The organism is Gordonia sp. ABSL11-1 (assembly GCF_030315685.1).
Classification (GTDB): domain Bacteria; phylum Actinomycetota; class Actinomycetes; order Mycobacteriales; family Mycobacteriaceae; genus Gordonia.
The window spans coordinates 53,782-70,838 of record NZ_JASXSI010000022.1 but is presented as its reverse complement, the minus strand read 5'-3'; the positions used below and the strand labels follow the sequence as shown (position 1 = coordinate 70,838).

The window sequence follows — 17,057 nt, the reverse complement described above, 5'->3', positions numbered from 1 at the left end:
CATCGAGTGGATAATCCACTCATCGATGCTCTCTGGTGACCCTGATGCGGACAACCGGTGTCGTCTACCGGGCGATCGCCCCGTCTTCCTGTTCGGCGGCGACCTCCGGATCCGCCGAATCACCGTCGGCCTGAGCGGATCCCCGCGCAAGCATCCGCCGGTTGATCTCCGCCAGCAGCACCATCAGCGCGCCGACGACCAGCCATCCGACCACCATGATCGACAACGCCGGAACGATCGCCAGCGTCCAATTGCGGCCCGCCGGACGCGCGAGATCCGGGTTGGTGACGTCGTACTCGACGCTGATCCGTTGCCCCTGAGTCAACTCGGTCGGATACAGCAGGCCGAGACGCGGACTGTGGAAATCACCGTCGACGGTCTGGAAGTTGACTGCGGCATGCAGCCGGTCCGCCGAGACGACGTCGGCCATGACCGTCGCCATGTTGTCGTCGATCTGACTGTCATTGCGGTGACATCCCGCGACCAGCACCAGACCCATCGTCGTCACGACCATCCCGAGCACCAACAGCACGATCTGTGCGCGGCGCAGGATGGTCGGGTTCATGAATGACAGGGTAGTGGGCGGTCGCGCCGACGCAGTACCCTAGGTTCGATCGATCGTCCGGGGGGAAGCAATGGTCACGTACGCACAGTTGCGCGATGCGCGTCCGAACCTGTGGGAGACCGCTGCCGACGACGTACTCGGCATCAGCAAACAAGCCGAGCGGACTGCTGACAACATTCACGCCAACGGGGTGGCTCCGCTGGCAGATGAGTGGCCCGATCACACTGGCACGGCCGCTCGAGAGACGCTCGTGTCCTGTGCGAAGCGAATGACAAACGCGGGCGTCCTCGCGCGCGGCGTCGCGACCGCCTTGGACACCCTCGAAGACTCGGTGGGCATCGCCCAGCGTGCGTTGTCTGCCGCATCGACCTTTGCCACCTCGCGCAACTTGACCATCGACGACGCCGGCCGCGTATCCGTTCCCGACAGCACACCAACCGACCAATTCGATCAGGCCACCCGGTGGCGTGACGAAGCACAATCGATGATCGACGACGCGGTCGAGGCCGCCACCCAGGCTGACCAGTCGTGTGTCGACGCCATCATCGCCTGTTCGGCCGATCCGGATAACGTGTCGACCGAACAGGCGCGCGAGTCGCAAGCCACGGCGGTTCGGGCGGCGTTGAAGGAGGTGCGAAATCAGTTGCCCGACGGGCAGACTCCCGCAGAGGTCGAGCGCTGGTGGGCAAGCCTGACTCCCGAACAACAGCAACAACTCCGACGAGCGATACCGGTGGAATTGCACGACCTCGACGGCATACCAGCATCCGTCAAGCGGGAACTCACCGACACCGGACGCGGATACGACCCGGTGAAGACCGTCCGATGGGCATTGGCGAATGCCGAGAACGAGGACATCGACATCTTCGGCAACAACTGCGCGAACTTCGTTTCCCACTCTCTGGATGCGGGTGGTCTTGGCGAAAAGCTCGACGGCTGGGGCACTTTGGACGACGACAACTGGGGCAGGTCCGCCGCCGGTGAAGGCGACTGGATTCCGGGCATCGAAGGCAAGACGCACACGAAGTCCTGGTACAACTCCGACGCTCAGCGTGAGTTCTTCCTCGAGCACGGTGGCGAACAAGTGACCCCCCAGCAGGCGCGCCCCGGCGACGTCGTGTACTTCAATTACGCCCAACCCCACGCGTCCGGCGATCACAGCCATCATGCTGCCGTCGTCACAGGTGTTCTACCCGACGGCCAGATCCTCTACACCCAGCACACACCCGGAGCAGCTAACTTGAGTGTCCAGGACAGACTTCCGATGATCGAACAAGGTGAGGGCGATCAAACAATCACCATTGTGCGCCCCAAGGAGTCCTGGTGACCGGCACCGAACTCCGTCGTACAACTCGAACGCGATGGCCGTGGCTCGTGGCCGGACTGCTCACGCTCGGCTTGTCGATTGCCTGCCCGGTGATTCTGCAGGTCCGTCGAGACGCATGGAACGAACAGACGATCGAATCGGGGTGCGAACACCTGACACCTCTCCCCTCTGCCGCTCTGTTCGGCGGTGTGCAGGTCATCCTCGCGTTGATCTCTGTGGTCGCCCTCACCGTATACATTCGACGCTCGCACAGTTGGGCCACGGTCATCGTGGCGGGAGTGCTGGTCGCAGCGCTTCTCACCTCGGCCTATGGAGCCATGATCATTCTGGACGCTCCTACCGACCCCCATGATGGTGTCGACGGCAGCGGCCTGCCGTGCGGCAGCGGATAAAGCATCGAAGCGACAGGAATCGAATGACCGACCGAATCACCATCGACCCCGCAAGTGTGCGAGCCACCGGTTCTCGTGTCGATGCTGAGGCCGGCGAAGCGCGAGCAGCATTGACGGGGCTCTTCGACTCCGCCCGGCCCGCCGCTGACGGCAACCCCGGCTTTGCGACTGGCCCACATCTGACCGCATTCGCGAGAAGCCTCCGTTCGGAACTCGAGACGACGATCGACGATCTGAGCGACACCGCACACAACGTCGTCAACGGCGCGAAAACGATCGAGCGGACCGACGGAGACACCGCCGAGGGGCTCAGTCGACTGGTGACCGCTCTGAACGGTCTGGGCCACCAGCCATTGCCTGGTTGACACTGCGGATCAACCCGCACCCACCCCACGCCCGATCGCCGCGTGCACATCACGCAGACCCTGCCGGTCGGTGATGACCTCGATCACCTCGAGTCCGCCGTCCGGCGCATCCTCACCCAGCACCGCCGACAACTCGGCCAGCGCGACCCGCCGATGCGGCACACGGAAACCCGCGCACAACGACGCCAGGTCCGCGCTGTGCGGCGTGCCGAAGACCCGCTCGTAGGCACCCGCGTAGGGCCCGCTGTTGAATCGTGGATCGCCTTGCTCGAGCAGCCCGAAGATCCCGCCGCCGTCGTCGTTGGCGACGACGATCCGCAAAGACCGCGGCCGCGGCTCGCCGGGGCCGATGACCAGCCCGGTGGCGTCGTGGATGAACGTCAGGTCACCCATCAGTGCGATGGTGCGGGCGTCCGCCGACGCACGGTCGAGCGCGAGTGCCGCCCCGATGGCCGTCGAGTTGGTGCCGTCGATCCCGGCCACCCCGCGGTTCGACAACACGCGCACGCCGTCGGTCACCCGTCCGGCGAGCGCGATGTCGCGGATCGGATTGCTCGCCCCGACGACGAGCTGATCGCCCGGTCGCACCGCTGCGCTGACGACCCGCGCCACGTGCAGACCGGTCGTCGAGTCGATCGCGTCGAGCTCGGTGTCGACGGCGGCGAGCACACGCTGCTGCACTTCCGCGCACTCCTTGAGCCACTCCTCGCGGGGCTCGCCGGCCGGTTCCACCCGCGTGCCGGTGGCCCAGACATTCCCGGACACATCGGGCCAACGCGGGCCGGTCGTGAGCGCGTAGACGGTCACCTCGGGATCGGCGAGCAGCCGCGACACCCCGCGATGCAGTGTGGGGCGGCCGCAGATGATCGCCTGTGTGGGCCGGATCGATCCCAGTGCCAACGGATGCAGTGGTGTATGTGCCCGTGGCGCAGTCGGTTCCGCGACGGTGGGGATGCCGGCGAGAGTCGGGTGCATCCCGGCACCGTGCCCCGACACGACGACGGTGTCGAGTGAGAGGTCGATGGGCAGCGGGACGTCGAGCTTGCCGACCGGCGCCTGGGTCCACGGCAGTCCGTTCGACCGCCCGGTGAACGCACCGAGGTCGTCGTCGGGTCCGACGACCGGGTCGGGCACGAGCGGCTCCCGCAACGGGATGTCGAACTGGACCGGACCCGCGTTGCCGGTCCGGGCGCCCCGGGCGGCGGCGAGCACGCGCCCGACCGCGGACCGCCACTGACTGTTGGTGTCCAGATCCTGTTCGGCGAGACCGAGGCTGATCGCCGCCCGCACCTGCGTCCCGAAGATGCCGAACTGCTCGACGGTCTGATTCGCACCCGAGCCGAGCAGTTCGTACGGACGATTGGCACTGACCACGACGAGCGGCACCCGCGCGTAGTTGGCCTCGAACACGGCCGGACTCATGTTCGCGACGGCGGTCCCGCTGGTCATCACGATCGGCACCGGCTGCCCCGACGACACGGCCAGCCCGAGCGCCAGATAACCCGCCGACCGCTCGTCGATGCGGACATGCAGCCGCAATCGGCCGGCGACGTCGGCGGCATGCAGCGCGAAGGCGAGCGGGGCGTTGCGCGAACCGGGGCACAGCACCGCCTCGGTCACACCGCAGCGGATCATCTCGTCGACGATGACCCGTGCCTGCAGAGTCGAGGGGTTCATGGAGTCCAGCGTAGGACTGCGTTCGGATGACATCCGCATGGAGTACGGACAGTGGTGCTCGTCACGCCGCTGCGGCACCATCGAGAAATGGGCTTCTACGACGACCGCGTCCTCCCGCATCTGATCAACCTGACCTGCGGGATGTCGGCGCTGACGCCCCTACGACGACGCACCTGCGCGGGGCTCACCGGCGATGTCGTCGAGCTCGGATTCGGGTCCGGTCTCAACGTCGACGTCTACCCCGACACCGTCAGCCGCATCGCCGCGATCGAACCGTCCGACGGCGGCTGGCGGCTGGCCTCCGGCCGTCTGGCCTCCTCGCGCGTCCCGATCGACCGCGCTGGTCTCGACGGCCAACGCCTCCCCTTCGACGACGACACCTTCGACGCCGCGCTCACCACGTTCACGATGTGCACGATCCCCGATCTGCCCGCCGCACTCGCCGAGGTGCGACGGGTGGTCCGCGACGGCGGCACCGTCCACTTCCTCGAGCACGGGACCGCCCCCGACGAGCCGGTCCGGACCTGGCAGCGACGACTCGAGCCGATCCAGCGTCGTGTCGCCGGCGGCTGTCACCTCACCCGCGACATCCCGGGCTCCTTCGCCGACGCCGGGCTCACCGTCACCAGCATCGACCGCTTTTATCAACCGGGGACCCCGAAGGCGTTCGGCGCGATGAACCTCGGCGTCGCACGCGTCGGCGGGTAGGACCCTCCTGCCGGTCCAGGAGCGACACGCGAGCGCAGCGAGCCCGACGCGTATCGAGGCCCCCCGCGGCCCCTCGCCGAACCCCACCCGTTTCCCCGCCATAGGGTGGAGCGAGTGCGTCGTTGGATTCTGCTGGCCGTCCTCACCGCCGCCGCGACGTATCTCCTCGAACTTCTCGATGTGGACGCCGCCGCGCTCTTCGCCGGTCTCGTGATGGCAGGAGCACTGGCGATCCTGGGGTTCGCCCCTCGACGACGATCCGCCGCTCGCCCGGACACCACCGCCACCGACGTCACCGATCACCCCGCCACCGCCGACCCCGCCGAACCGGCCGGCGACGCCCCTGCCATCCCCCGGCCCGCGATGCTCGTCGCCCAGGGCGTGCTCGGTGTGTTCATCGGGACGATGGCCGACCCGGCGACGCTGTCCGGGCTGGGCTCGTCGTGGTTCCCGGTCCTCGTCATCGGCCTGGGCACGCTCGCGATGTCGGTGGTCGGCGGCGCACTCCTCGGTCTGCACCGCCTGGTCGACCCGCTCACCGGCTCGCTCGCCCTGGTCGCCGGCGGCGCATCCGGACTCGTCGCGCTCACCCGTGAACTCGGCGGCGACGAACGCATGGTCGCGGTCATCCAGTACCTGCGGGTCGCGCTCGTCACCATCACGATCCCGCTCGTCGCGTCCGTCGTCTTCGACGCCCACGCGACCGGGATGGCGGAGGCACCGCCGGGCCTCACCCAGCAGGGCACCGGGCTGATCCTGCTGGCCGTGTGCCTCGGCGTCGGGATCCCCCTCGGACGACTCATCCGGCTGCCCGCCGCCGGACTCCTCGGACCGATGGCGCTCGCCACGATCGCCGAACTGACCGGCATCGCGGGCGACGCCGCGGTCTCGACGGTCCTGTTGACCATTGCCTACGCCATCATCGGCTGGCAGGCCGGGCTCGGTTTCACGATGGCCCGGCTGCGCGCCATCGGGCGCGTTCTGCCGGCCGCACTCGTACTGATCATCGCGATCGGCGTCGGGTGTGCCCTGCTCGGCGTCCTGCTGTCGGTGTGGACGGGTGAATCGATGTTCGACTGCTACCTCGCGACCACACCCGGCGGGATCTACGCGGTTCTCGCCGCGGCGACCGCGGCCGGCGGCAACGTCGCCTTCGTCGTCGCCGCGCAGATCCTGCGCGTCCTGCTGATGCTGTTCGTCGCGCCGTTCGCCGCTCGCGCCGCCGCCCGCCGGTTCAGCCGCTGACCGCGCGACCTCGACCCCGTGTGCCCACATGTCTAGAGTCGAGGTCATGAACGGGGAGGCAGGCTCTTCAGCCACTGATTCCACTGACCAGGTCGCATCATCCGCAGATCGCGACACCACGCCCGACCCACAGCCGACCACACGATCCGACGCACGTGAGTTCGACGTCGTCGTGTTCGGCGTCACCGGATTCGTCGGCGAACTGACCGCGAAGTACCTCGCCGAGCACGCGCCGCGCGGCACCAAGGTCGCGCTCGCCGGGCGATCGGAGACCAAACTCGCCGCCACCCGTAAGCGGCTGCCCGCCCGCGCCCACGACTGGCCGCTGATCGTCGCCGACTCGTCGTCGCCCGCATCACTGGACGCGATGGTCGCGCGGACCCGCGTCGTCTGCACCACCGTCGGGCCCTACCTCCGCTACGGCGAGGCACTCGTCGTCGCCGCGGCGAGCGCCGGCACCGACTACGTCGACCTCACCGGCGAGGCCCCGTTCATCCACTTCTCCATCAACAAGGCCCACGAGACCGCCGTCGCCACCGGCGCGCGGATCGTCCACGCCTGCGGATTCGATTCCGTCCCATCCGATCTCGGCGCCTACCTACTGTGGAAGAAGATCTCCGACGACGACGCAGGCGAACTCACCGACACCACCTTCGTCGTCAAGTCCTTCAAGGGCGGGATCTCCGGCGGCACCATCGATTCGATGCGCGTCATCGCCGAGGAGTCGCGGGATGCGCAGACGCGCCGCCTCCTGCTGAATCCGCACTCGCTGTCCGGTGCACCCGGGAACACGCCCCGTCCGTCGATCTCGTCGGAGCCGAGCGACATGAGCATGATCAGCGCCAGGAAGGTCGATCCGTCGATGCGGGGCACACTGGCGCCGTTCTTCATGGCCGCCTCCAACACGCGCGTCGTGCGTCGCACCGACGCGCTGCTCGACGGTGCGTACGGCAAGGACTTCCACTACGCCGAGACGATGTCGGTCGGCCAGATCCCCGGTGTCACCACCGTCGTCGCCGGTGCGGTGGCCGTCGGGACCGGCGCGTTCCTGGGCGCGATGAGCTTCGGCCCGACCCGCAAACTCCTCGACCGTGTACTGCCCAAGCCCGGTGAGGGTCCGAGCGAGAAGACCAGGGAGAAGGGCTCTTTCGTCACCGAGACGTACACGACGACGACCACCGGACGCCGCTACCGGTCACAGATGCGGATGAAGGGCGATCCGGGGTACAAGGCGACCGCGGTCATGCTCGGCGAGAGCGCGCTGTCGCTGGCGCTCGAGCGCGACCGGCTGCCCAACCGCTCCGGCGTCCTCACCCCCGCCTACGCGATGGGCGACGTGCTGACCGACCGCCTCCGCGCCGCCGGCGCCACGCTGGACGCCGTCGAACTCACCTGACCGGTCGCGGTGTCGGCCTCGGCACCTGACCTCGGCACCCGCCCCTCGGCGACCGTGCCCCAGACCTCGCCGAGCGGGTCCACAATCTCGCTGAGTGTGCCCTGGATCTCGCTGAGTGTGCCCTGGATCTCGCCGACCGGGTCCAAGAACTCGTCGACCGTGCCCGCCCTTGCGCCGATCGGGTTCACCCGTCCGTCGACGACGACCAACCGCCTCAGGCAACGATCGCGACGCCCTCGTCGACCTTGCCCGCCGGGGTCGACGGTCCGCGCGTGATCGACGGGATTCCGTCGCCCGGAAGGGTGTCGGTCTCGGTGATGGCGGGCCCGGTCGCCGAGCCGATCGCGGTCAGCGTCCCGTACATCCGCGGCATGCCGGCATCCGCGCCGCCGACGACCCGCTCACCCTGGACCGATGTGACCGCGTACGCACCCTCGGGCAGATCGATCCGGTGTGAGCCGCCCGCCTCGATCACGTAGAAGTCGGTCTGCGGCAGGGTGTTCGACGCCGCGCCACCGGTGAAGACGACGATCGCGATGTCCTCGTCACCATCATTGTGGATCGTCATGCCGCTGCGGTCGGTCGTGTAGTAGACGCCGTCCTCGACGGGGTCGGCGCCGGTGGCGAACGTCGGCCAGAGAATGCCGGTCGCCAAGCCGTCCGACGGATCCCAGAACACGTCGTCGGGGTCGGTGAACTCATCCGCGGTGTCGCGGATGGCCCCACCGAAGGGGTTGAAGTTGTAACTCAGCGTCTGGTCGTCCTGCACGACGACCATCCCGTAGATGATCGCCCGGCCGGCCGAATCCCGTTGTCCCTGCATCACATAGCCGGAGATGTCGCCGGAGGCGTCGATGGTCGTCGACTGCCCGGCGGGCACCACGTACAGGCCGTCGCCATGGGGGACGTTGAACTGATCCACCGCGACGATCGCGACGTCCTCGTCGGTCGTGTTGGTGAACGTGATGGTGTCGGCGTCGGCGTCGTAGGTGTAGGTGATGCCGTCGTTGTCGAGGATGCGGTAGTTGTCGCCGATCAGCACCTGGAAGTCGGACGGATCGAGATACTTGTTGCCCTGATCGATGCCCGCCCACACCAGCCTGGCGGTGAGCACCTTGACCGCCTGCTGCAGGAACGCTTGCGCCGGATCGAGATTCGACGCCGACGATTCGGCAAGCGATCCGTTGCCGAGCGCCCGCTCGGCAACGGTCCGCGTCGGCACCGAGAGGCGTTCTCCGGGCCCGAGCAGGCCGAGCAGGTCGCTGCCGTCCTGCGAGCCCCGACGACTCAGCACCCCCGCGGCGGTCAGCTGCTGGTTGAGGAAGATCAGGCCCTTGTGCCCGGGGCCGTCGACGAGACGATAAAAGGATCCCGGCGCCGCCTGCTCGGTCGCGACGTCGGCGGTTGCCGCACCTGTGCCCGGCTCCCCGACGAACTCGTCGATCGACGTCGCCGACCCTGCGCTCTCGATGACGGTCGGCGCGGTGGTCGGCACAGTGCTCGACACAGTGGTCGACGCGTCCGCACGGTGACGCCCGGTCGGCTCCGCATCCGCGCGATGACGGCCGGTGGGCTCGGAATCGGCGCGGTGGCGTCCCGGCGACGGGAACGACCAGGACGGTGTGGTGTCCGACGCGGAATCGTCGGCGGCGGAGTCGTTGGGCGCCGACGACCCGTCGGCATCGGGCGTCTGTGTCGCCGGGCTCTGGTCGGCGACGCCTTCGGAGTCCGTGCCGGACGCCTCGGCCGACGAACCCGCACCCGACTCGACCGCACCGGCCCCACCGGAACCGGCGCCGGCATCCGCACCATTCGATTCGCCACCACCCGGATCACCCGCACCTGAATCACCACCGGCCGGGTCGACGCCGGCATCACCCACCGGCGCCTCGGCATCCGTGCCGTCGCCTGCGGACGACCCCGATCCGGTTGCGCCCGAACCGGAGGTGGCCCCGTCGGTCTGCACCTGATCAGCCGTGCCGCTCGACGACGGCGCACTCGAATCCGCTCCGTCGTCGGCCGCCGCCACCGCGACCGGCGCCGCGACCAGCAGTGCCGCCGCCAGCCCCGACGACGCGACGATCCGACGCGTCAGGCCCAGCTTCTTCACGGACGATCTCGACATGCAAGCCCCAACCACCACGACGTAGGGATTCCGGCACGGACGTACAACCGGAGTGAACACCAGATGGATCGTGCGAGAGGGGCGGAACGTTACGAAACGCCTACGGCTGTCCCGGATTCAGCTTGATGAAGAGAGCGTCCATCTCGGCGCAGAGCCGGTCGCCGTCGTGCAACGTGCCCTTGATGTACACCTTGCGGCCATCGACCCTGTCAGCCCAGGTCCGCGCCTGCAGCGGGGTGTTGAGCGGCGTGATCGACCGGTACTGGACGGTGAGGTACGCGGTGCGGCTGACGCCTTGGATGGCCACGGCCGACGCGTATCCGCCCAGGTCGTCGAAGGCCACCGCCACCTGACCGCCATGGGCGGCGTTGTTGCCGCCGAGGTGATAGTCGCGGAAGGTGACGGTCGCGAACACGCCGTCGTCGTTGACGTCGGTGACCTCGAACGGCGGCAGGGTGATGTTGCCGCGCGCGGGCAGGTCGATGCGGGTGCCTGCGGGCGAATGCCATTCGTCGATGCGGACGTCGGCGAGTTTGTCGTTGATCGCGGCGAGCTCGTCGATCAGTTCATCGGTCAGCTCGGGTGTCGGGCACGCGTACCGGACGCGGTCCATCAGGGTGCGGACCTGTTCGCTGAACTCTCCGTAGCGGGGCCCGCCGCGGTCGGTGGTGATGGCGGTGTGCGCCCGGAACCCACCCTCGTGTGGATCCTCGACCTCGACCTCGGGCGCTGTATCGGGACCGACGGAACCATCATTCATGATGATCACCGTATAGAAGGCGGTCAGCCCAGGTGTTCGGGGCTCCTGCGCGACCTGCCGTCCGGGTCGTCGACGACGTGCATCGACGGTCGGCGGGGCGCCTCTCTGCTCTCCCGGAGCTTGATCATCCGCCCGACGACGAGCGCGACGACCACCGACACCGCGATCCACGCGATGACGACGATCAGTATCACTCCCCATAGAGGCACGGTTCCAGGGTGCCTGCTCTTTCTGTGAGTGTCATCAGAACCGCCCACAACGCCCGTTTCACGACGAAATCGTGTCCTGGATGTGCCCTGACGGAGTCCGATCACCGGTCAGTAGGCTCGGCAGGATGACGACCGCGAACGATTCGTCCCAGCCGTTCGACCCCGCCCAGTGGGCGCCGGTCCCCGGATTCGACGACCTCACCGACATCACCTACCACCGGCACGTCGGCGGCGGCCGGGCCCACGGGATCGTCCGGATCGCGTTCGACCGTCCGGAGGTGCGCAACGCCTTCCGCCCGCACACCGTCGACGAGCTCTACCGCACCCTCGACCACGCTCGCCGCTCCCCCGACGTCGGGACGGTCCTGCTGACCGGCAACGGTCCGAGCCCCAAGGACGGCGGGTGGGCGTTCTGCAGCGGCGGCGATCAGCGTATTCGTGGTCGGTCCGGCTATCAGTACGCCACCGCCCACGACTCCGACGTGGCGGCGGCCGGCGCCGGCGGTGTCGACGAGAACCGGGTCAAGGCCGAGGGCGGCCGACTGCACATCCTGGAGGTGCAGCGCCTCATTCGCACCATGCCGAAGGTGGTCATCGCCGTCGTCAACGGATGGGCGGCCGGCGGTGGACACTCGTTGCACGCCGTCTGCGACCTCACCCTCGCCTCCCGCGAGCACGCACGGTTCAAGCAGACCGACGCCGACGTCGGCTCCTTCGACGCCGGGTACGGCAGCGCCTACCTCGCCAAGCAGGTCGGCCAGAAGTTCGCCCGCGAGATCTTCTTCCTCGGCGAGGCCTACGACGCCGAGACGATGCACCAGATGGGCGCCGTCAATCGCGTTGTCGCACATGCCGATCTGGAGAACACCGCGATCGAGTGGGGTCGCAGGATCAACGGGAAGTCGCCGACGGCGCAGCGCATGCTGAAGTTCGCGTTCAACCTCACCGACGACGGCCTGATGGGTCAGCAGGTGTTCGCCGGCGAGGCCACCCGACTGGCCTACATGACCGACGAAGCAGTCGAGGGCCGAGATGCATTCCTGGAGAAGCGTTCTCCGGACTGGGACGCCTTCCCCTACTACTACTGACCTCCGCCTCCACGTCCTCGGATCCAGGCGACGCCCGCGCACCGTCCGCATGGAAGTCACCTCAGGGCGCCGATAAGTGGATTATCCACTTATCGATGCTCTGGGGTGTCCCTCATGCGGACGTCTCGTCGCGCTTCGGCCCTCGCTTGCGCGGCCACAGATGGTCTTTGCGCCGCACGATGTCGAGGATGGCGTCGAGCGTGTCATCCCAGGTGTCGACGACCGCGCCGTAGGTGAGCCGCAGGGTGATGTAGCCCTGGGACGCGGCCGCACGGTCGCGACGTTTGTCCTCCTCCATCTGTTCCTTCGTACGGTGATAGCGGTCCCCGTCGACCTCGATGATCAGCCGGTCTCCGATCACCAGATCCACCGTCCCGACGCCCTCGATGGTGACCTGCACCCGAACCGATACCCGCACGGAGTGCAGCCGAAAGCGCACCAAGGATTCGGCCCCCGAATCCGCCAGCGCATCGCACCGTTCGAGCAGTTCACGCACCGCTGCGGGTGCCGCCGACAGTTCGCCACGAAGATCGGCCATCGCCAACAACTCCTGGTTGAGAATGGAGTCCCCCACGGCGACGATGCCCTCCGGCGACAGGCACCGGACGGCGTGGCGGAACGCGATTCCGATGTCGTCGATCGCGCCGGTCTCCGGTTCGGGTCGGCCGTACTGCCGACAGAATGTGGGATGGGCGCGGGTCGCGCGCGCATTTCCCCGGACGTGCACCGCCTTCGTCAGCTCTTCCGGGACCCAGACGCCGTGGTGGGCAAGCGCATCCACGCAGGTGAGCACGCCACCCTTCTTGACCGCCTCGACCACCCGCCAGTTCGCGTCCGTGGTGGCGTACCAGCCCTGTCGCAGGCGCGTCAGATCGTTGTTCTTCACCAACAGCTCGATGTCTTTGCGCCGCAGGCCCAGTTCGATCAGCTCGGCCCACGAGTACACCCCTCGCAACCTCATGCCGACCAGTGTCAGCGAGAGATCGGCGAGCGCCCGACCTCTCTCCACAGTCGCTGAACGCCTGTGGATGTCTCCGGATCACCGCGCGACCCTGTGATAGGGGAAGACGCCCGCATCAGGGTCACCTGAGAGTGCCGATGAGTGGATTATCCACTTGTCGACGCTCCCAGGTGACTTTCATGCGGACCGCTGTCAAAGACCCAGCCGCCTCGGCTCGGCGAGACGCCGGATCGCCGGCGCGACCGGCCGACCACGCAGCACTCCGTCGACGGAACCGGCCTCGATCGCCCGCCCGTAGACCGGCAGCGCCTCGCGGACGGCGTCGATGGTGGCGTCGATGTCGTCGTCGGTGTGGGCCGCCGACGTCACGAATGATTGCCCCAGGACACCGCGTTCCAACAGTTCCTGCAGGAACAGCGTCCGGAACGCCTGTGAGGGGTTGTGCGCGTGATCGCGGGTGACGAACACGAGGCACGAAGGCCGGCCGATCACCTCGACGTAGGCGCCGAGCCCGAACCCGGTCGCCGCGCGGTTGACGCCCTCGGCCAGGCGCCGACCCGCCGACTCCATCGCCTCGACCGGCGACGACGTGCGATACGTCTCGACGACCGCCCGGAACGCGGCCAATGACGCCGTCTCCGGTCCGTGCGTCGTCGACAGCAGGAACACCCGGTCGCGGTCGGTGTTGAGGCCGCCGAGCTCCATGAACTCTCGTTTGCCCGCCAACGCCGACAACGGGAACCCGTTGCCCATCGCCTTGCCCCAGCACGACAGATCGGGGGTGACGCCGTACAGACTCTGCGCCCCGTGCTCGGACCAGCGGAAACCGGTGATCATCTCGTCGAAGATCAGCAGCGCACCATGGGTGTCACACAGCGCACGCACCCCGTCGAGGAACCCGGGCTGCGGCTCGGCGGTGGCGGTCGCCGCCTCCAGGATGACCGCGCAGATCTCGCCCGGATGCGCGGCGAAGACGGCCTCGAGCGATCCGACGTCGTTGTAGGAGAACCGGATGCCCTTGTCGGCGACATCGGCCGGGATGCCGCCGGCCATGTCGGTGCCGCCGATGAACCAGTCGTCGACGGAGAAGAACGGGTGGTTGCAGATGGCGATCTTCTGCCGCCCGGTGACCGCCCGCGCCAAGCGGATCGCAGCGGTCGTCACGTCCGATCCGTTCTTCGCGAACTTCACCATGTCGGCGGTCGGCACCAGATCGAGGAAGTCCTCCGCGGCGGCGACCTCCAGCACGCTCGGCCGACTGAAGTTCATACCGTCGGCGATGGCCGCACACGCCGCCTCGACGACGGGAGCGTACGCGTGGCCGAGTGTCACCGAACGCAATCCGATGCCGTATTCGACGTACTCGTTCCCGTCGGCATCCCACACCCGCGCACCAGCACCGCGCACCAGCACCGGCGCCATGTCGTCGGGATACTGGTCGGCCCCACGCGCATAGGTGTGCGCACCGCCGGGCACCATGCGATGCAACGCCGCCTGCAGCCGGTTGGACTCGTCGAAGCTCCGCCTGCCGACACCCTGCTCAACCATGTGTCCCCTCCCGGCTCGCGAACTCGTCGGCACCGTCGATCCGCCACCGATCCCCGATCTCCGGGTACCGTCTACGCACCTCGTCCAGCAGGTCCGGCACCATCAGCAGCACGCTGTCCGGCTGCGCGACAACGAGTTCCGACGGCGAGATGATCGGCACGTCACACCCCGGCATGCGGCGGCCCTGCTTGGCAGCCGACGCGTCGGCGACACCGGCAACCAGCGACGAGGTCACCCCCGCGAGCCCGAAGACCGCCACCGCACGGGATGCGGCACCGTACGCATAGACCCGACGCCCCGCCGCCGCCTCGTCCTCCAGCCACCCGCGCAACCCACGTACATGCCGGTCGACGGCCTGCTGCAGTCCGCTCACCACCCCGGGATCGGTCATGGCCTGCTCGGCATCGATCAAGGCCGAGAGGTTCTCATCCGGCTCACACGGATGATGCGTGGCGGCGATCATCACGGTCCCGCCGTAGAGGTCGTATCGCCAGGCCGTCGCCGCATGCAGGCCGGCGGCCCGCAGCAGTCCGACGATCGCCGGCAGTGAGTAGTAGGCGAAGTGACCGTGCCGCAATGCATTCCACTGACCCTGTGCGACGATCGCGGCCAGCGAGTGGACCTGCACCAACAGCACCCCGTCCGGCGCGGTCGCCGCGGTGCGCCGCGCGAACGCCGCCGCCTGATCGGGTTCGTGCATGATGCCCATCGAGTCGATGACCACATCGGCGCCGCCACGGTACTCGCGGCCGACGTCGGTGAAGCCCCGCGCCTCCAACTGCGGTATCCACGTCCCGCCGTGCGGGCTGCCGAACTCGGTCACCGTCGATCCACGCAACAGCCCCGCGACCTCGGCGTCGCGCAGCGCGTCGGCCGCCTGGTCCACCAGCGCCTGCGGTTCGACGCCCCGCGGCTCCTGCGTGACGGTGTCGTCGTCGGCGAGTTGCGCCAGCCCGCACCGACCGCACAGCACCATCGTCGCGGGATGCGAACTCTCCGCCGACGACACCGGCTCGGACACCTGCGGAAAATGATCGGCGGCGGGCACCGCGCCCAGTTCCAGCACCGGGACCGGCCGACCGAACCCGCATGCGCGGCACACGCTCATGCGACGATGTCCCCGTGCGTATCGAACCGACCGACCTCGCCGACGTCGTCGTCCTCGTCCCGCAACCGTTCACCGACGACCGCGGACTCTTCACCCGGACGTTCGACGCAGAGATCTTCGACGACCACCTCGGCCGCCCCGGCGCATCGGCGTCGTTCGTGCAGGATTCGCAGTCGCGTTCGCGGCGGGGTGTGGTCCGCGGGATGCATGGTCGTTCGGGACGCGGCGAGGCGAAGCTCGTCCGGGTCGCCCGCGGCGCCGTCCACGACGTCCTGGTCGACATCCGTCCGGACTCGCCGACGTTCGGTCGTCAGCAGGCATTCCGGTTGGACGACAACGAGTTCCGACACCTGTACGTCCCGCCCGGCTTCCTGCACGGATTCCAGGCGCTCACCGACCTGGCCGACGTCTGCTACCGGATCGACCGGCCGCACGACCCGGCCGAGGATCTCGCCGTGGCCCACTCGGATGCGGATCTGGCGATCGCCTGGCCGGAGCCGGTCACCCTGGTCTCGGCGCGCGATGCCGCGGCCGGCTCCTGGCAGGAGCTGCTCAGGCACGTGCGCTGACGCGGCGCATCGTCGGATCGAGATCTCCTGCCGCGCGGAGTTTCTCGAGCTGCGCCAGTCGGGTGAACCGATTGACGAAGGCGTCCTGGGTGAGTCCGTAGGAGGTGTAGGCCTCGTACAGCTCGCGCGCGCCGTCGGGGATCGTCCAGCTCGCCTCGAAGCCCAGTCCCTCTCGTGCCCGGGAGAAATCGACGCGGTAGGACCGTGGGTCGGGTCCGCTCTCACCGGTGATCAGCAGTCGCGATCCGGGGACCGCCTCGACGACCGACGCGGCGATGTCGGCGACGGTCAGGTTGTTGCGCTCCGTGCCGACGTTGTAGGCGGCGCAGTAGATCGCTTCGGTGGGCGCATCCAGACAGGTGATGAACGCCCGCGCGATGTCCTGGGCGTGCACGAGCGGACGCCACGGTGTGCCGTCGGAGAGCACCCGCACGTCCCCGGTCAGCACGGCGTGGCCGACGAGGTTGTTCAGCACGATGTCCGCCCGCAGGCGCGGAGAGAAACCGAACGCCGTCGCGTTGCGGAGGAACACCGGCGCAAAACCCGAATCGGCCATCGCCGCCGCGTCGTCCTCGACCCGCACCTTGCTCTCGGCATACGGTGTCAGCGGTTTGAGCGGGGCGTCCTCGGTGACGAGATCGTCGCCGGCCGACCCGTACACCGAGCAGGTCGACGCGTACAGAAACCGCGCCACGCCGGCATCTTTCGCAGCGCGGGCCAGCCGCACCGAGGCATGATGGTTGATGTCGTAGGTGATCTCCGGCGCCAACGATCCGAGCGGATCGTTCGACAACGCGGCCAGATGGATGACCGCGTCGAAGCCGTCGAGATGACGCGCCGTGACATCGCGCAGATCGACGTCGATCGCCGGCGGGTCGGTCGGCACCGGCCCCAGGACGCACTCCGCGAAATAGCTGTTGTCGAGTCCTACGACGTCATGCCCGTCCGCCAGGAGCATCGGGACCATCACGGTGCCGAGGTATCCCTGATGGCCGGTCACCAGTACGCGCATGC

18 protein-coding genes are annotated in these 17,057 nt (G+C 68.3%); 8 read left to right on the top strand and 10 right to left on the bottom strand.

Annotated elements, in window-relative coordinates; all coding sequences use genetic code 11:
• Window positions 1-64: 64 nt before the first annotated feature.
• Complete coding sequence (locus QSJ19_RS20905) at window positions 65-565, bottom strand: DUF3592 domain-containing protein (protein WP_286322935.1); 501 nt, start codon at window positions 563-565, stop codon at window positions 65-67.
• Between the two features lie 70 nt (window positions 566-635).
• On the opposite strand from QSJ19_RS20905, the gene QSJ19_RS20900 reads away from it, so the two are divergent.
• Genes QSJ19_RS20900 through QSJ19_RS20890 form a run of 3 tightly spaced genes read left to right on the top strand, consistent with a single transcriptional unit; the run spans window position 636 to window position 2,649 of the window.
• The gene (locus QSJ19_RS20900; RefSeq protein ID WP_286322934.1) at window positions 636-1,892 is read left to right on the top strand and encodes an amidase domain-containing protein; all 1,257 of its coding nucleotides are present in this window, start codon (window positions 636-638) and stop codon (window positions 1,890-1,892) included.
• A 47-nt stretch (window positions 1,893-1,939) separates the two neighbouring features.
• Window positions 1,940-2,284 carry a hypothetical protein gene (locus QSJ19_RS20895; protein ID WP_286322933.1) on the top strand — a complete coding sequence of 115 codons (345 nt, stop codon included), beginning with the start codon at window positions 1,940-1,942 and terminating at the stop codon, window positions 2,282-2,284.
• Window positions 2,285-2,307: 23 nt separating this feature from the next.
• Window positions 2,308-2,649, top strand: coding sequence for a type VII secretion target (locus QSJ19_RS20890; protein ID WP_286322932.1), 342 nt, complete (start codon window positions 2,308-2,310; stop codon window positions 2,647-2,649).
• A 9-nt stretch (window positions 2,650-2,658) separates the two neighbouring features.
• Here the strand turns inward: QSJ19_RS20890 and menD are convergent, their stop codons facing one another.
• Window positions 2,659-4,326: a 2-succinyl-5-enolpyruvyl-6-hydroxy-3-cyclohexene-1-carboxylic-acid synthase gene (gene menD, locus QSJ19_RS20885; RefSeq protein WP_286322931.1), complete on the bottom strand. Its 1,668-nt coding sequence runs from the start codon at window positions 4,324-4,326 to the stop codon at window positions 2,659-2,661.
• 87 nt (window positions 4,327-4,413) lie between these two features.
• Between menD and QSJ19_RS20880 the strand changes: the two genes are divergently transcribed.
• The 3 genes from QSJ19_RS20880 to QSJ19_RS20870 all read left to right on the top strand — a co-directional run bounded on the left by QSJ19_RS20880 (window position 4,414) and on the right by QSJ19_RS20870 (window position 7,675).
• The gene (locus tag QSJ19_RS20880; protein WP_286322952.1) at window positions 4,414-5,034 is read left to right on the top strand and encodes a class I SAM-dependent methyltransferase; all 621 of its coding nucleotides are present in this window, start codon (window positions 4,414-4,416) and stop codon (window positions 5,032-5,034) included.
• Between the two features lie 114 nt (window positions 5,035-5,148).
• Entirely contained in the window at window positions 5,149-6,279 is a 1,131-nt protein-coding gene (locus QSJ19_RS20875; RefSeq protein ID WP_286322930.1) for an AbrB family transcriptional regulator, read from the top strand.
• Window positions 6,280-6,325: 46 nt separating this feature from the next.
• Window positions 6,326-7,675 carry a saccharopine dehydrogenase family protein gene (locus QSJ19_RS20870; protein ID WP_286322929.1) on the top strand — a complete coding sequence of 450 codons (1,350 nt, stop codon included), beginning with the start codon at window positions 6,326-6,328 and terminating at the stop codon, window positions 7,673-7,675.
• On the opposite strand, the gene QSJ19_RS20865 is transcribed toward QSJ19_RS20870, so the two are convergent.
• The 4 genes from QSJ19_RS20865 to QSJ19_RS20850 all read right to left on the bottom strand — a co-directional run bounded on the left by QSJ19_RS20865 (window position 7,600) and on the right by QSJ19_RS20850 (window position 10,769).
• On the bottom strand, window positions 7,600-7,884 hold the full coding sequence (locus tag QSJ19_RS20865) for a hypothetical protein (RefSeq protein ID WP_286322928.1): 285 nt from the start codon (window positions 7,882-7,884) through the stop codon (window positions 7,600-7,602). The genes QSJ19_RS20870 and QSJ19_RS20865 overlap by 76 nt on opposite strands.
• Before the next feature lie 5 nt (window positions 7,885-7,889).
• Window positions 7,890-9,800: a hypothetical protein gene (locus QSJ19_RS20860; protein ID WP_286322927.1), complete on the bottom strand. Its 1,911-nt coding sequence runs from the start codon at window positions 9,798-9,800 to the stop codon at window positions 7,890-7,892.
• A 100-nt stretch (window positions 9,801-9,900) separates the two neighbouring features.
• Window positions 9,901-10,560, bottom strand: coding sequence for a PaaI family thioesterase (locus tag QSJ19_RS20855; RefSeq protein WP_286322926.1), 660 nt, complete (start codon window positions 10,558-10,560; stop codon window positions 9,901-9,903).
• 23 nt (window positions 10,561-10,583) lie between these two features.
• Complete coding sequence (locus tag QSJ19_RS20850; RefSeq protein ID WP_286322925.1) at window positions 10,584-10,769, bottom strand: hypothetical protein; 186 nt, start codon at window positions 10,767-10,769, stop codon at window positions 10,584-10,586.
• Window positions 10,770-10,894: 125 nt separating this feature from the next.
• Here QSJ19_RS20850 and QSJ19_RS20845 point away from each other — a divergent pair, with 125 nt between their 5' ends.
• A complete protein-coding gene (locus tag QSJ19_RS20845; protein ID WP_286322924.1) occupies window positions 10,895-11,857 on the top strand; it encodes a 1,4-dihydroxy-2-naphthoyl-CoA synthase in 963 nt (320 codons plus the stop codon).
• 112 nt (window positions 11,858-11,969) lie between these two features.
• Here the strand turns inward: QSJ19_RS20845 and QSJ19_RS20840 are convergent, their stop codons facing one another.
• From QSJ19_RS20840 to QSJ19_RS20830, 3 genes are all read right to left on the bottom strand, one after another.
• The gene (locus QSJ19_RS20840) at window positions 11,970-12,818 is read right to left on the bottom strand and encodes an endonuclease domain-containing protein (protein WP_286322922.1); all 849 of its coding nucleotides are present in this window, start codon (window positions 12,816-12,818) and stop codon (window positions 11,970-11,972) included.
• Between the two features lie 192 nt (window positions 12,819-13,010).
• A complete protein-coding gene (locus QSJ19_RS20835; protein ID WP_286322921.1) occupies window positions 13,011-14,366 on the bottom strand; it encodes a glutamate-1-semialdehyde 2,1-aminomutase in 1,356 nt (451 codons plus the stop codon).
• Window positions 14,359-15,474, bottom strand: coding sequence for a methyltransferase domain-containing protein (locus QSJ19_RS20830; protein WP_286322920.1), 1,116 nt, complete (start codon window positions 15,472-15,474; stop codon window positions 14,359-14,361). The genes QSJ19_RS20835 and QSJ19_RS20830 overlap by 8 nt, the downstream gene beginning before the upstream one ends.
• Window positions 15,475-15,488: 14 nt before the next feature.
• Between QSJ19_RS20830 and rfbC the strand changes: the two genes are divergently transcribed.
• Entirely contained in the window at window positions 15,489-16,043 is a 555-nt protein-coding gene (rfbC, locus tag QSJ19_RS20825; RefSeq protein WP_286322919.1) for a dTDP-4-dehydrorhamnose 3,5-epimerase, read from the top strand.
• On the opposite strand, the gene QSJ19_RS20820 is transcribed toward rfbC, so the two are convergent.
• Complete coding sequence (locus QSJ19_RS20820; protein ID WP_286322918.1) at window positions 16,027-17,055, bottom strand: NAD-dependent epimerase/dehydratase family protein; 1,029 nt, start codon at window positions 17,053-17,055, stop codon at window positions 16,027-16,029. The genes rfbC and QSJ19_RS20820 overlap by 17 nt on opposite strands.
• Window positions 17,056-17,057: the final 2 nt, after the last annotated feature.